12 protein-coding genes are annotated in these 13301 nt (G+C 71.8%); 11 read left to right on the top strand and 1 reads right to left on the bottom strand.

Annotation, left to right across the window (positions count from 1 at the left end; genetic code table 11):
- Positions 1–63: 63 nt before the first annotated feature.
- Genes ACZ6CZ_RS28650 through nusB form a run of 3 tightly spaced genes read left to right on the top strand, consistent with a single transcriptional unit; the run spans position 64 to position 2221 of the window.
- Positions 64–1170 carry an aminopeptidase P family protein gene (locus tag ACZ6CZ_RS28650; protein WP_469026825.1) on the top strand — a complete coding sequence of 369 codons (1107 nt, stop codon included), beginning with the start codon at positions 64–66 and terminating at the stop codon, positions 1168–1170.
- A gap of 47 nt (positions 1171–1217) precedes the next feature.
- On the top strand, positions 1218–1784 hold the full coding sequence (gene efp / locus ACZ6CZ_RS28645) for an elongation factor P (protein ID WP_018570203.1): 567 nt from the start codon (positions 1218–1220) through the stop codon (positions 1782–1784).
- Between the two features lie 2 nt (positions 1785–1786).
- Positions 1787–2221: a transcription antitermination factor NusB gene (gene nusB, locus ACZ6CZ_RS28640; RefSeq protein WP_469026823.1), complete on the top strand. Its 435-nt coding sequence runs from the start codon at positions 1787–1789 to the stop codon at positions 2219–2221.
- A 185-nt stretch (positions 2222–2406) separates the two neighbouring features.
- Here the strand turns inward: nusB and bldD are convergent, their stop codons facing one another.
- Positions 2407–2910, bottom strand: a complete 504-nt coding sequence (bldD, locus tag ACZ6CZ_RS28635) for a transcriptional regulator BldD (RefSeq protein WP_019984640.1) — start codon at positions 2908–2910, stop codon at positions 2407–2409.
- 254 nt (positions 2911–3164) lie between these two features.
- Between bldD and pyrR the strand changes: the two genes are divergently transcribed.
- The 8 genes from pyrR (at position 3165) to pyrF (ending at position 13135) form a co-directional block, all read left to right on the top strand.
- On the top strand, positions 3165–3752 hold the full coding sequence (gene pyrR, locus ACZ6CZ_RS28630) for a bifunctional pyr operon transcriptional regulator/uracil phosphoribosyltransferase PyrR (protein ID WP_469026820.1): 588 nt from the start codon (positions 3165–3167) through the stop codon (positions 3750–3752).
- Positions 3753–3840: 88 nt separating this feature from the next.
- Positions 3841–4821 carry an aspartate carbamoyltransferase catalytic subunit gene (locus tag ACZ6CZ_RS28625; protein WP_469026817.1) on the top strand — a complete coding sequence of 327 codons (981 nt, stop codon included), beginning with the start codon at positions 3841–3843 and terminating at the stop codon, positions 4819–4821.
- Between the two features lie 5 nt (positions 4822–4826).
- Entirely contained in the window at positions 4827–6113 is a 1287-nt protein-coding gene (locus ACZ6CZ_RS28620; protein ID WP_469026815.1) for a dihydroorotase, read from the top strand.
- Positions 6110–6670: a PH-like domain-containing protein gene (locus tag ACZ6CZ_RS28615; RefSeq protein WP_469026806.1), complete on the top strand. Its 561-nt coding sequence runs from the start codon at positions 6110–6112 to the stop codon at positions 6668–6670. Before ACZ6CZ_RS28620 ends, ACZ6CZ_RS28615 begins: the two co-directional genes overlap by 4 nt.
- Positions 6667–7809 carry a glutamine-hydrolyzing carbamoyl-phosphate synthase small subunit gene (carA, locus tag ACZ6CZ_RS28610; RefSeq protein ID WP_469026804.1) on the top strand — a complete coding sequence of 381 codons (1143 nt, stop codon included), beginning with the start codon at positions 6667–6669 and terminating at the stop codon, positions 7807–7809. Before ACZ6CZ_RS28615 ends, carA begins: the two co-directional genes overlap by 4 nt.
- Positions 7802–11110: a carbamoyl-phosphate synthase large subunit gene (carB, locus tag ACZ6CZ_RS28605; protein ID WP_469026801.1), complete on the top strand. Its 3309-nt coding sequence runs from the start codon at positions 7802–7804 to the stop codon at positions 11108–11110. The genes carA and carB overlap by 8 nt, the downstream gene beginning before the upstream one ends.
- 67 nt (positions 11111–11177) lie before the next feature.
- Entirely contained in the window at positions 11178–12284 is a 1107-nt protein-coding gene (locus tag ACZ6CZ_RS28600) for a quinone-dependent dihydroorotate dehydrogenase (RefSeq protein WP_469026799.1), read from the top strand.
- Positions 12281–13135, top strand: a complete 855-nt coding sequence (gene pyrF / locus ACZ6CZ_RS28595; protein ID WP_469026796.1) for an orotidine-5'-phosphate decarboxylase — start codon at positions 12281–12283, stop codon at positions 13133–13135. Before ACZ6CZ_RS28600 ends, pyrF begins: the two co-directional genes overlap by 4 nt.
- Positions 13136–13301 lie beyond the last annotated feature (166 nt).

Below are 13301 nucleotides of genomic sequence, written 5' to 3'. Positions count from 1 at the left end.
CGCCGCACCCCGGTCGGCCCCCGCCGAACGGCGCGATCCGGCCACGGCTCCTACGCTCGTGTCATGTCAGAGGTGTACGCGACCCGCCGGACCCGGCTGAGGGAACGCTGCAACGCGGGCGGCAGCCCGTCCGCGCTGATCTCCCGCCCCGCCAACGTGCGCTACCTCGCGGGCGCGGCCCCGCGCGGCGCCGTGCTCCTGCTGGGCAGGCGCCAGGACCTCCTGGTGTGCTCCGGCCCGCCGGACGACCGCCCGCCGCACGGCCGGCCCGACGAGGCGCTGGCGCTGCACGTGCTGCCCTCGCCCGGCGGTGACACGGCCGTCGCGGCGGCCGGCCTCGCCGCGGCCCAGGGCGCCGACTCGATCGCCGTGGAGGAGCACCACCTCACCGTGGCCCGCCACCGCGCCGTGGCCTCCGTCGCCCCCGGGCTGCGGCTGGCCGACCTCGGCGCGGCGGTGGAGCAGCTGAGGGTGGTGAAGGACGAGGAGGAGATCTCCTTCCTGCGCATCGGCGCCGAGATCGCCGACCAGGCCCTCGGCGAGCTGCTGGAGTCGATCCTCGTCGGGCGCACCGAACGGCACCTGGCGCTGGAGCTGGAGCGCCGCCTGGTCGACCACGGCGCCGACGGGCCCGCCTTCGCCACCTCCGTGGCCACCGGCCCGAACTCCGGCCGCCGCGGTCACCGGCCCACCGACCGGCGGGTGGAGGAGGGCGACTTCCTCTCCGTCTGCCTGGGCGCGACCTACCGCGGCTACCGCTGCGAGATCGGCCGCACGTTCGTCATCGGCACCTCGCCCGCGGACTGGCAGATCGAGCTGTACGACCTCGTCTTCGCCGCTCAGCGCGCCGGGCGGGAGAGCCTGGCGCCGGGCGCCTCCTGCCGCGACGTGGACGGCGCCGCACGGCAGGTCCTGGGCAGCGCCGGGTACGCGGAGAGCCTGCCGCCGCTGACCGGTCACGGTGTGGGACTCGAAATCGACGAGGACCCGCAGCTGGCCCCCGCGGCCATGGGTAAACTGGACGCTTGCGTGCCGGTCACCGTCGAACCGGGGGTCCACCTCCCGGGACGGGGCGGAGTCCGGATCGATGACACGCTCGTCGTGCGCCCCGAGGCGGACGGCGGACCCGAGCTACTCACCATCACGACCAAGGAGCTGCTCGCGCTGTAGGCGCTTGCCCCGTGGTCGTCCACGTCAGTCCAGGAGATTCCGCAACCGTGGCTTCCACGAACGACCTCAAGAACGGCCTGGTGCTCAAGCTCGAAGGCGGCCAGCTCTGGTCCGTCGTCGAGTTCCAGCACGTCAAGCCCGGCAAGGGCCCCGCCTTCGTGCGCACCAAGCTCAAGAACGTGCTCTCCGGCAAGGTCGTCGACAAGACCTTCAACGCCGGTGTCAAGGTCGAGACGGCCACTGTCGACAAGCGCGACATGCAGTTCTCGTACATGGACGGCGAGTACTTCGTCTTCATGGACATGGAGACCTACGACCAGCTGATGGTCGACCGCAAGGCCGTCGGCGACGCCGCCAACTTCCTGATCGAGGGCTTCTCGGCCACCGTCGCCCAGCACGAGGGCGAGGTGCTCTTCGTCGAGCTGCCGGCCGCCGTCGAGCTGGTCGTGCAGGAGACCGAGCCGGGTGTCCAGGGCGACCGCTCCACCGGTGGCACCAAGCCCGCCACCCTGGAGACCGGCCACCAGATCCAGGTCCCGCTCTTCATCACCACCGGTGAGAAGATCAAGGTCGACACCCGTACGAGCGACTACCTCGGCCGGGTGAACAGCTAACCGTGGCTGCCCGCAACACGGCCCGCAAGCGCGCCTTCCAGATCCTCTTCGAGGGCGACCAGCGCGGGGCCGACGTCGTGACGGTCCTCGCGGACTGGATCAGGCACTCCCGGTCCGACACCCGGCAGCCGCCGGTGAGCGAGTACACGATGCAGCTGGTCGAGGGGTACGCGCAGCACGCGGCCCGCATCGACGAGCTGATCGCGCAGTACTCGGTCGGCTGGACCCTCGACCGGATGCCGGTCGTCGACCGCAACCTCCTGCGCCTGGGCGCCTACGAGCTGATCTGGGTCGACGAGACCCCGGACGCCGTGGTCCTGGACGAGATGGTGCAGCTGGCGAAGGAGTTCTCCACGGACGAGTCGCCCTCGTTCGTCAACGGTCTCCTGGGCCGGCTGAAGGACCTCAAGCCGTCCCTGCGCCGGGACGACGCGTAGGCCGCACCCGCCCGATGCCTCAGGGCCCGCAGCGCCACTGCTGCGGGCCCTGAGGCGTCCGCGGGACCTGTCCGGGCCCGCGGGCACCCGCGCGCCCGGTGAGGGGCGCAGAAAGCCGCCGGGGCGGCCGGAACCGTCAAGTTCCGGCCACCCCGGCGGCACGTTTCTGCTGACTTCCCGGAGGGTCAGGCCTCCTCGTGGGCGGCCACCGCGCGGCGCGCGTCCGCGTCCAGCACGCCCCAGCTGATCAGCTGCTCGGTCAGCACCGAGGGGGACTGGTCGTAGATCACGGCCAGGGTGCGCAGGTCGTCCTGGCGGATCGAGAGCACCTTGCCGTTGTAGTCACCGCGCTGGGACTGGATCGTCGCCGCGTAGCGCTGGAGGGGGCCCGCCTTCTCGGCCGGGACCGTGGCGAGGCGCTCCAGGTCGAGGACCAGCTTGGGCGGCGGCTCGGCGGCCCCGCCCGGCGTGGTGCCCGGCAGCAGCTCCTGCACAGGAACGCCATAGAAATCGGCCAGCTCCGCAAGGCGCTGTACGGTCACGGCGCGGTCGCCGCGCTCGTACGAACCGACCACCACGGCCTTCCAGCGACCCTGGGACTTCTCCTCGACACCGTGGAGGGAAAGGCCCTGCTGGGTGCGGATGGCCCGGAGCTTGGCCCCGAGCTGTTTGGCGTATTCGCTGGACATATAGCTCCCCGGACACTGTGTCGACGCGGCTGGCAGTGTTTCCAGACCGCGCGGCTGGTAACTCACTGTGAGGTTACGCAGCGTGACACTTCTGCGTCAAGCCGAATGGTCCACACCGACGCTTCCGTGCTCGCGGTGGCCGATTGGGCCAAGGGAGTGATCGGGGCGGTCCCGGGAACCTGCTACCGTGGATGGCGCAAATCCGACGTCCTTTAAGGTCCGTCCCGTGAGGCGGAGAAGGGGGTCCGTTTCGTATGGACACGCACGCGCACACCCAGGCATCCGATGCCCGGCCTGTCCTTGAGGGCCAGGACATCGCGCGGGTCCTGACCCGCATCGCCCACGAGATCGTCGAGCGCGCCAAGGGCGCCGACGACGTGGTGCTCCTCGGCATCCCGACCCGGGGCGTCTTCCTCGCCCAGCGGCTCGCCGCCAAGCTGGCGCAGATCACCGACCGCTCGGTCCCGGTGGGCTCGCTCGACATCACCATGTACCGCGACGACCTGCGCATGCAGCCGCCCCGCGCGCTGGCCCGCACGGAGATCCCCGGTGACGGCATCGACGGCAAGCTGGTCGTCCTGGTCGACGACGTGCTGTTCTCCGGCCGCACCATCCGCGCCGCCCTCGACGCGCTGAACGACATCGGGCGCCCCCGCGCGGTGCAGCTCGCCGTCCTCGTCGACCGCGGCCACCGCGAACTGCCCATCCGCGCCGACTACGTCGGCAAGAACCTCCCCACGTCGCTGCGGGAGACGGTCAAGGTCCAGCTCGCCGAGGAGGACGGCCGCGACACCGTGCTGCTCGGCTCCAAGCCGGCCGCCCCGGGCGAGCAGCGCCAGTAGCGCCCGGCCGTACGGCCGCGCGGCGTACTCCGCACGCGCCCTCACGCCCGAAACCTCCCCGTTTGAACTGCCTTACGGAGCCTGACAGATGCAGCGTCATCTCATCTCGGCCGCCGACCTCACCCGCGACGACGCCGTCCTGATCCTCGACACCGCCGAGGAGATGGCCCGGGTCGCCGACCGGCCGATCAAGAAGCTGCCGACCCTGCGCGGCCGCACCGTGGTCAACCTCTTCTTCGAGGACTCCACCCGGACCCGGATCTCCTTCGAGGCCGCCGAGAAGCGGCTGTCGGCGGACGTCATCAACTTCACCGCCAAGGGCTCCAGCGTCTCCAAGGGCGAGTCCCTGAAGGACACCGCGCAGACCCTGGAGGCGATGGGCGTCGACGCCGTCGTCATCCGGCACGGCGCCTCCGGGGCGCCCTACCGGCTGGCCAACTCCGGCTGGATCGACGCCGCCGTCATCAACGCGGGCGACGGCACCCACCAGCACCCCACCCAGGCCCTGCTGGACGCCTTCACCATGCGCCGCCGGCTCGTCGGCCGGGACGCGGGACTCGGCCACGACCTCGCCGGCCGGCGCATCACGGTCGTCGGCGACATCCTGCACAGCCGGGTGGCCCGCTCCAACGTCGACCTGCTGCACACCCTGGGCGCCGAGGTCACCCTGGTCGCCCCGCCCACGCTGCTGCCGATCGGCGTCGAGTCCTGGCCGTGCGAGGTGTCGTACGACCTCGACTCCACGCTCCCGAAGTCCGACGCGGTGATGATGCTGCGCGTCCAGCGCGAGCGGATGAACGCCGCCTTCTTCCCCACCGAGCGCGAGTACGCCCGCCGCTACGGCCTCGACGGCGACCGCATGGCGCGGATGCCCGAGCACGCCATCGTGATGCACCCCGGCCCGATGGTGCGCGGCATGGAGATCACCGCCGAGGTCGCCGACTCCGGGCGCTGCACCGCCGTCGAGCAGGTCGCCAACGGCGTGTCCATCCGGATGGCCGTCCTGTACCTGCTGCTCGGCGGCAACGAACCCGCCGTCACCCACGCCCGCACCACCGAGGAGAAGTAACCCCCATGAGCAAGATCCTGATCCGCGGTGCGAAGGTGCTCGGCGGCGAGCCGCAGGACGTGCTGATCGACGGCGAGACCATCGCCGGGGTGGGCACCGGTCTCGGCGCCGAGGGCGCCGAGGTGGTGGAGGCCGGCGGGCGCGTGCTGCTGCCGGGGCTGGTCGACCTGCACACCCACCTGCGCGAGCCCGGCCGCGAGGACTCCGAGACCGTCCTGACCGGCACCCGTGCCGCCGCCTCGGGCGGGTACACGGCCGTCTTCGCGATGGCCAACACCTTCCCCGTCGCCGACACCGCCGGCGTGGTCGAGCAGGTCTGGCGGCTGGGCCGCGAGCACGGCTACTGCGACGTGCAGCCCATCGGCGCCGTCACCGTCGGCCTGGAGGGACGCAACCTCGCCGAGCTGGGCGCCATGCACGACTCGGCCGCCGGGGTGACCGTCTTCTCCGACGACGGCAAGTGCGTCGACGACGCCGTGATCATGCGCCGGGCCCTGGAGTACGTGAAGGCCTTCGGCGGCGTGGTCGCGCAGCACGCCCAGGAGCCGCGGCTGACCGAGGGCGCCCAGATGAACGAGGGCGTCGTCTCCGCCGAGCTGGGCCTGGGCGGCTGGCCGGCCGTCGCCGAGGAGTCGATCATCGCCCGGGACGTGCTGCTCGCCGAGCACGTCGGCTCCCGCGTGCACATCTGCCACCTCTCCACGGCCGGCTCGGTGGAGATCGTGCGCTGGGCCAAGTCCCGGGGCATCGACGTCACCGCCGAGGTCACCCCGCACCACCTGCTGCTCACCGAGGAGATGGTGCGCAGCTACAACCCGGTGTACAAGGTGAACCCGCCGCTGCGCACCGACCGCGACGTGCTGGCCCTGCGCGAGGCGCTGGCCGACGGCACCATCGACATCGTCGCCACCGACCACGCCCCGCACCCGCACGAGGACAAGGACTGCGAGTGGGCCGCCGCCGCCATGGGCATGGTGGGCCTGGAGACCGCGCTGTCGGTGGTGCAGGAGACGATGGTCGACACGGGCCTGCTGGACTGGGCCGGCGTCGCCGACCGGATGTCCGTCAGGCCCGCGCAGATTGGACGGGCCACCGGACACGGCCGCCCCGTCTCGGCAGGTGAGCCCGCCAACCTCACCCTCGTCGACACGGCATACCGTGGCCCGGTGGACCCCGCGGGCTTCGCCTCGCGCAGCCGCAACACCCCGTACGAGGGACGCGAGCTGCCGGGCCGTGTCACCCACACGTGGCTGCGGGGCAAGGCCACGCTCGTCGACGGGAAGCTCACGTGACACCTGCACTCCTGCTCGCCGCCGGACAGAAGTCCGCCGAGGTCACCGACTGGGGCGCCCGGGTCGGCTGGCTGGTCGGCCTCGCCCTGTTCGTCGCGCTCGTCTACTGGCTGATGCGCGAGGGCTGGAAGTGGCGCGGCACCCTCCAGGGTGACATCCCGGAGCTGCCCAGCGCGCCGCCCGAGCCCGGTCCGGCGAGACTGAACATGAGCGGCCGCTACCACGGCTCCACCACCGCCGGGCAGTGGCTGGACCGCATCGTGGCGCACGGCCTGGGCGCCCGCAGCCGGGTCGAGCTGACCCTGACGGGCGCCGGCCTGGACGTCGTACGCCCCGGGGCGGCCGACTTCTTCGTCCCGGCGGCACAGCTGCGCGCGGCCCGGCTCGACAAGGGCATCGCGGGCAAGGTCCTCACCGAGGGCGGCCTGCTCGTGGTGACCTGGGCGCACGGCGACAGACTGATCGACTCCGGCTTCCGCTCGGACCACGCGGCCGAGCACGCCGAATGGGTCGCCACCCTGAACCAGATGATCAACCAGACGGAAGGCGCACGATGACGACCTCCACAAGGGGAGCTGCCAAGGCTCCCGCGGTTCTCGTCCTGGAGGACGGCCGGCTCTTCCGCGGCCGCGCCTACGGGGCCGTGGGGGAGACCTTCGGCGAAGCGGTCTTCTCCACCGGCATGACCGGCTACCAGGAGACGCTGACCGACCCGTCCTACGACCGCCAGATCGTGGTGGCCACCGCCCCGCAGATCGGCAACACGGGCTGGAACGACGAGGACGACGAGTCCGGCCGCATCTGGGTCTCCGGCTACGTCGTGCGCGACCCCGCGCGCGTGCCGTCCAGCTGGCGGTCCCGGCGCTCCCTCGACGACGAGCTGGCCCGCCAGGGCGTGGTCGGCATCAGCGGCATCGACACCCGCGCCCTCACCCGCCACCTGCGCGAGCGCGGCTCCATGCGCGCCGGCGTCTTCTCCGGCGAGGCCCTCGCCGCCGACGCCGACCTCCTCGCGCGCGTGCAGGCCCAGCCGCAGATGAAGGGCGCCAGCCTCTACGAGGAGGTCGCCACGAAGGAGGCCTACGTGGTCCCGGCGGTCGGCGAGAAGAGGTTCACCGTCGCCGCCATCGACCTCGGCATCAAGGGCATGACCCCGCGCCGGATGGCCGAGCGCGGCATCGAGGTCCACGTGCTGCCCGCCACCGCCACCGCCGACGAGGTGTACGCCGTCGCCCCGGACGGCGTGTTCTTCTCCAACGGCCCCGGCGACCCGGCCACCGCCGACGGTCCCGTGGCCCTGATGAGCGCCGTGCTGGAGCGCGGGACGCCGCTGTTCGGCATCTGCTTCGGCAACCAGATCCTCGGCCGCGCCCTCGGCTTCGGCACCTACAAGCTGAAGTACGGCCACCGGGGCATCAACCAGCCCGTGCAGGACCGTACGACCGGCAAGGTCGAGGTCACCGCGCACAACCACGGCTTCGCCGTCGACGCGCCGCTGGACAAGGTCAGCGATACCGCGTTCGGCCGCGCCGAGGTGTCCCACGTCTGCCTGAACGACAACGTCGTGGAGGGGCTCCAGCTGCTCGACCGGCCGGCCTTCTCCGTCCAGTACCACCCCGAAGCGGCCGCCGGCCCGCACGACGCCGCCTACCTGTTCGACCGCTTCGTATCCCTGATGGAGGGCCAGCGTGCCTAAGCGCACCGATATCCAGTCCGTCCTGGTCATCGGCTCCGGCCCGATCGTCATCGGTCAGGCCGCCGAGTTCGACTACTCCGGCACCCAGGCCTGCCGGGTGCTCAAGGCCGAGGGCCTGCGGGTCATCCTCGTCAACTCCAACCCGGCGACGATCATGACCGACCCGGAGATCGCCGACGCCACCTACGTCGAGCCGATCACCCCGGAGTACGTCGAGAAGATCATCGCCAAGGAGCGCCCGGACGCCCTGCTGCCCACCCTGGGCGGCCAGACGGCCCTCAACACGGCCATCTCCCTGCACGGCGCGGGCACGCTGGACAAGTACGGCGTGGAACTGATCGGCGCCAACGTCGAGGCGATCAACAAGGGCGAGGACCGCGACCTCTTCAAGGACGTCGTCGAGGCCGTCCGCGGCAAGATCGGGCACGGCGAGTCCGCCCGCTCGGTCATCTGCCACTCCATGGACGACGTCCTCGCGGGCGTGGAGACGCTCGGCGGCTACCCGGTCGTCGTGCGCCCCTCCTTCACCATGGGCGGCGCCGGCTCCGGCTTCGCCCACGACGAGGAGGAGCTGCGCCGCATCGCCGGCCAGGGCCTCACCCTCTCGCCGACCACCGAGGTGCTCCTGGAGGAGTCCATCCTCGGCTGGAAGGAGTACGAGCTGGAGCTGATGCGCGACAAGCACGACAACGTCGTGGTCGTCTGCTCCATCGAGAACTTCGACCCCATGGGCGTGCACACCGGTGACTCCATCACCGTCGCCCCCGCGATGACGCTCACCGACCGCGAGTACCAGGTGCTGCGCGACGTCGGCATCGCGATCATCCGCGAGGTCGGCGTCGACACCGGCGGCTGCAACATCCAGTTCGCGGTGAACCCCGAGGACGGCCGGGTCATCGTCATCGAGATGAACCCCCGCGTGTCGCGCTCCTCGGCCCTCGCCTCCAAGGCCACCGGCTTCCCGATCGCCAAGATCGCCGCCAAGCTGGCCGTGGGCTACACGCTGGACGAGATCCCCAACGACATCACCCGCGAGACCCCGGCCTCCTTCGAGCCGACCCTCGACTACGTCGTCGTCAAGGCCCCCCGGTTCGCCTTCGAGAAGTTCCCGCAGGCCGACTCCACGCTGACCACCACCATGAAGTCGGTCGGCGAGGCCATGGCCATCGGCCGCAACTTCCCCGAGGCCTTCCAGAAGGCGCTGCGCTCGCTGGAGAAGAAGGGCAGCCAGTTCGCCTTCACCGGCGACCCCGGCGACAAGGAGACCCTGCTGCGGGAGGCCGTCCGGCCCACCGACGGCCGGATCAACACGGTCATGCAGGCCATCCGCGCGGGCGCCACGCCCGAGGAGGTCTTCGAGTACACCAAGATCGACCCCTGGTTCGTCGACCAGCTGTTCCTGATCAAGGAGATCGCGGACGAGCTGGCCGGGGCGCCGGAGCTGACGGCCGAGCTGCTCGCCGAGGCCAAGCGGCACGGCTTCTCCGACCAGCAGGTCGGCGAGATCCGCGGCCTGCGCGAGGACGTCGTCCGCGAGGTCCGGCACGCGCTCGGCATCCGCCCGGTCTACAAGACGGTCGACACCTGCGCCGCCGAGTTCGCCGCGAAGACGCCGTACTTCTACTCCTCCTACGACGAGGAGAGCGAGGTCGCGCCCCGCGAGAAGCCCGCGGTGATCATCCTCGGCTCCGGCCCCAACCGCATCGGCCAGGGCATCGAGTTCGACTACTCCTGCGTCCACGCCTCCTTCGCGCTGTCCGAGGCCGGCTACGAGACCGTGATGGTCAACTGCAACCCGGAGACCGTCTCCACCGACTACGACACCTCCGACCGCCTGTACTTCGAGCCGCTGACCCTCGAGGACGTGCTGGAGATCGTGCACGCGGAGACGCTGGCCGGCCCGGTCGCCGGCGTCGTGGTCCAGCTGGGCGGCCAGACCCCGCTGGGCCTGGCGCAGGCGCTGAAGGACAACGGCGTGCCGATCGTGGGCACCCCGCCCGAGGCCATCCACGCCGCCGAGGACCGCGGCGCCTTCGGGCGCGTCCTCGCCGAGGCCGGCCTGCCCGCCCCCAAGCACGGCACGGCCACCACCTTCGAGGGCGCCAAGGCCATCGCCGACGAGATCGGCTACCCGGTGCTCGTCCGGCCGTCCTACGTCCTCGGCGGACGCGGCATGGAGATCGTCTACGACGAGACCCGCCTGGCCTCCTACATCGCCGAGTCGACCGAGATCAGCCCCTCCCGCCCGGTGCTCGTCGACCGCTTCCTCGACGACGCGATCGAGATCGACGTGGACGCGCTCTACGACGGCGAGGAGCTGTACCTCGGCGGTGTGATGGAGCACATCGAGGAGGCCGGCATCCACTCCGGCGACTCGGCGTGCGCGCTGCCCCCGATCACGCTGGGCGGCTTCGACATCAAGCGGCTGCGCACCTCCACCGAGGCCATCGCCAAGGGCGTCGGCGTGCGCGGCCTGATCAACATCCAGTTCGCCATGGCGGGCGACATCCTCTACGTGCTCGAGGCCAACCCGCGCGCGTCGCGGACGGTCCCGTTCACCTCCAAGGCGACCGCGGTGCCGCTGGCCAAGGCCGCCGCCCGCATCTCGCTGGGCGCCACGGTCGCCGAGCTGCGCGCGGAGGGCCTGCTGCCCGCGCACGGCGACGGCGGCGAGCTGCCCCTGGACGCGCCGATCTCCGTCAAGGAGGCCGTCATGCCGTGGTCGCGCTTCCGCGACATCCAGGGCCGCGGCGTCGACACCATCCTCGGCCCGGAGATGCGCTCCACCGGCGAGGTCATGGGCATCGACTCCGTCTTCGGCACGGCCTACGCCAAGTCGCAGGCGGGCGCCTACGGCCCGCTGCCCACCAAGGGCCGGGCGTTCATCTCGGTCGCCAACCGCGACAAGCGCTCGATGATCTTCCCGGCGCGGGAACTGGTCGCCCACGGCTTCGAGCTGCTCGCCACCTCCGGCACCGCCGAGGTGCTGCGCCGCAACGGCATCAACGCCACCGTCGTGCGCAAGCAGTCCGAGGGCACCGGCCCAAACGGCGAGAAGACCGTCGTCCAGCTCATCCACGACGGCGAGGTGGACCTCATCGTCAACACCCCGTACGGCACCGGCGGCCGCCTCGACGGCTACGACATCCGCACCGCGGCGGTGGCCCGCTCCGTGCCCTGCCTGACCACGGTCCAGGCGCTCGCGGCGGCGGTCCAGGGCATCGACGCCCTCAACCGGGGCGACGTGGGCGTGCGCTCCCTCCAGGAACACGCGCGGCACCTGACCGCGGCCCGCGACTAGCCGCTTTCGAGGGGGACACCGGAAACGGTGTCCCCCTCTTCATGCCAGGCCTCAAGAGGACACCTTCATGTACAAGTTTTTCTTCCGTCTGGTCTTCCGGCGGATGGACCCCGAGCGCGCCCACCACCTGGCCTTCGGCTGGATCCGGCTCGCGGTCCGCGTCCCCGTGCTGCGCACCTTCCTCGCGGCCGCCCTCGCGCCCCGCCACACCGAGCTGCGCACCGAGGCCTTCGGCCTGCGCATGCACGGCCCCTTCGGGCTGGCCGCCGGCTTCGACAAGAACGCCGTCGCCGTCGACGGCATGTCGATGCTCGGCTTCGACCACGTCGAGATCGGCACGGTCACCGGCGAGCCGCAGCCCGGCAACCCCAGGAAGCGGCTGTTCCGGCTGGTCGCGGACCGCGCGCTGATCAACCGGATGGGCTTCAACAACGACGGCTCCCTGGTGGTCGCCGCCCGCCTCGCCACCCGTGAGCCCGTCTTCCGGACGGTCGTCGGCGTCAACATCGGCAAGACCAAGGCGGTCCCCGAGGCGGAGGCCGTCGGCGACTACGTGAAGTCCGCCGAGCGCCTCGCCCCGTACGCCGACTACCTGGTCGTGAACGTCTCCTCCCCGAACACGCCCGGGCTGCGCAACCTCCAGGCCACCGAGGCGCTGCGCCCGCTGCTGACGGCCGTCCGCGAGGCCGCCGACCGCGTGGTCACCGGCCGGCGCGTCCCGCTCCTGGTGAAGATCGCACCCGATCTCGCCGACGACGACATCGACGCCGTCGCCGACCTGGCCGTGGAACTGGGCCTGGACGGCATCATCGCCACCAACACCACCATCGCGCGCGAAGGCCTCGGCCTGACCTCGCGGCCCGCGCTCGTGCGGGAGACCGGCGGACTGTCCGGCGCCCCCCTCAAGGCGCGCTCCCTGGAGGTCCTGCGCCGCCTGTACGCGCGCGTGGGCGACCGGATCACCCTGGTGGGCGTCGGCGGCATCGAGAACGCCGAGGACGCCTGGCAGCGCATCCTGGCCGGCGCCACCCTGATCCAGGGCTACAGCGCCTTCGTCTACGAGGGCCCCTTCTGGAGCCGCGCGATCCACAAGGGCCTCGCCGCCCGCCTGCGCACCAGCCCCTACGCCACCCTCGCCGACGCGGTCGGCGCCGACGTGAGGACACCCGCATGACCGCCACGACGCCCCTGGAGCCCTTCGGCGCCCGGCTGCGCCGCGCCATGGACGAGCGCGGCCCGCTGTGCGTCGGCATCGACCCGCACGCCTCCCTGCTCGCCGAGTGGGGCCTGGACGACGACGTGGCGGGCCTGGAGCGCTTCAGCCGCACGGTCGTCGAGGCGGTGGCCGACCGGGTCGCCGTGCTGAAGCCGCAGAGCGCCTTCTTCGAGCGCTTCGGCTCGCGCGGCGTCGCCGTCCTGGAGAAGTCGGTCCAGGAGGCGCGCCAAGCCGGTGCCCTGGTCGTGATGGACGCCAAGCGCGGCGACATCGGCTCGACCATGGCCGCCTACGCCGAGGCGTTCCTGCGCCCGGGCGCCCCGCTGTTCTCGGACGCCCTGACCGTCTCGCCCTACCTCGGCTACGGCTCGCTCAGCCCGGCGGTCGCCCTGGCCCGGGAGAGCGGCGCCGGGCTGTTCGTCCTGGCGCTCACCTCCAACCCGGAGGGCCGCGAGGTCCAGCACGCGGTCCGCGCCGACGGCCGAGGCGTGGGCGCGACCATGCTGGCCCACCTGGCGGCCGAGAACGCGGGGGAGGAGCCCCTGGGGTCCTTCGGCGCGGTCGTGGGTGCGACGCTGGGCGACCTGTCCTCCTACGACCTCGGCATCAACGGGCCGCTCCTCGCGCCCGGCATCGGGGCGCAGGGGGCGACCGCGGCGGACCTGCCCGCGGTCTTCGGGCCGGCCGTGCGCAACGTGGTGCCGAACGTCAGCCGGGGTGTGCTGCGCCACGGTCCCGACGCCGGGGCGCTGCGCGGGGCGGCGGAACGCTTCGCCGAGGAGATCCGGACGGCCGTCGCGGCCGCCTGAGACCTGCGACGGGTGCCCCGGCGGAGGGTCGCCGGACGACTTGAGTGTGAATACATCCTCAAATCCGGGGCATTTTGTCTCACATGTCCGTCCTGGCGCAGGCTGACCAGGACTTTTCCGCTGTTCTCGCTGACTCCGGCGGACTTGCCCGCTAGTCTCCGAGCAG

The sequence above is a fragment of the Streptomyces sp. NPDC041135 genome (assembly GCF_055592085.1).
Note: the sequence above shows the minus strand (reverse complement) of the source record. Positions and strands in the feature narration are given on the sequence as shown.